1 protein-coding gene and 1 pseudogene are annotated in these 1,134 nt (G+C 69.3%); both read right to left on the bottom strand.

Annotated features, from left to right (window positions below; translation table 11 throughout):
• Positions 1–112: 112 nt before the first annotated feature.
• Positions 113–922, bottom strand: a complete 810-nt coding sequence (locus ACIRS4_RS38225; protein ID WP_404204879.1) for an ABC transporter permease — start codon at positions 920–922, stop codon at positions 113–115.
• Positions 919–1,134 (bottom strand): annotated as a pseudogene (locus ACIRS4_RS38220) (daunorubicin/doxorubicin resistance ABC transporter ATP-binding protein DrrA); the annotation flags it as partial. The gene ACIRS4_RS38225 and the pseudogene ACIRS4_RS38220, both read right to left, overlap by 4 nt.

Genomic DNA, 1,134 nt, shown 5'->3' with positions numbered 1-1,134 from the left:
CGCTCCGAGCGGGGTTTCACCACGGGCAGCGGCTGATGCCCCGCCCACGAATCGGATTGGGTCACCGGGTTCCCGGATTCCTCGACGGCCGTCTCGGCCGTGGTCGCCGTGCTCATGACCGCCTCACGCTCGCCCAGACCGCCAGCGGCAGGAAGACGACCAGCAGGCCGCCCAGCCACACCAGCGGCACCCACAACACATTCCAGGTCACCCCGTGCTGAGCCATGTCGCGCAGTGCGAAGGAGAACTGCGAGATGGGCTGGTTGCGCACGAACGGCCGCACCCACACGGGGAATCCGTTCTCCGGCACGAAGCCGCAGGACAGCATGCCGAAGATGAGGGTCGGCAGGGTCAGGGCCTGGCTCAGGGATTCGGGGCTCTTGGTCAGCGACCCGAGCCCGTCGGCGCCGATGGCCAGGATGGTGCCGACGGCGAGGGAGAACCCGCAGAACAGCGCGGCCTGACCCCAGCCGGCGACGAAGTGGAATCCGATGAGGTGTCCCCAGGCCAGCGCCGCGATCAGCGAGACCACCGAGCGGACGAAGCCCGCGGACAGTCGCGACACCAGCGGCACCATCTTGCCGATGGGCATGGTCTGCATGCGGGTGTTGAGTCCGGTCATGGCTTCGAACGCGGCCAGCTGCGCGTTGGACATCATGGTGAAGGACATGGTCTGCAGCACGATGATCGGCATGACGAACTGGGCGTAGTCGATGCCCTGGAACTTCATCACGTAGCGCAGCGGCAGGTAGAAGCCGAGGGTGAAGACCAGCGGCACGATGACCGCGATGAGCATCTCGCCCTTGGTGAACATCACCCAGACCACGCGCCCGGTCAGTGCCCGCCACTGCGCGAAGCTGTTGGGCCGGGCCGGGGGCACCCCGGCGAAGAGATCGGCGGCGTTCGCCGCGGCCGCGGTCACGCGGCGCCTTCCGCGCCGACGGTCTCCTTGGTACCGGAGTGTCCGGTGAGGGTGAGGAAGACGTCGTCGAGCGAGGGGCGGCGCAGGCCGATGTCGGCGAGCTTGACGGCCGCGCTGTCGAGCCGCCGCAACGCCTCGGAGAGGGTGGCCGCGCCCTCGGGGGCGGGGATGGACAGCCGGTCGCCGGAGAGTTCGGCGCGGACCGCGGCGGG

This window comes from Streptomyces sp. NPDC101166 (assembly GCF_044768125.1).
In the GTDB taxonomy this organism is placed as follows: domain Bacteria; phylum Actinomycetota; class Actinomycetes; order Streptomycetales; family Streptomycetaceae; genus Streptomyces.
Note: the sequence above shows the minus strand (reverse complement) of the source record. Positions and strands in the feature narration are given on the sequence as shown.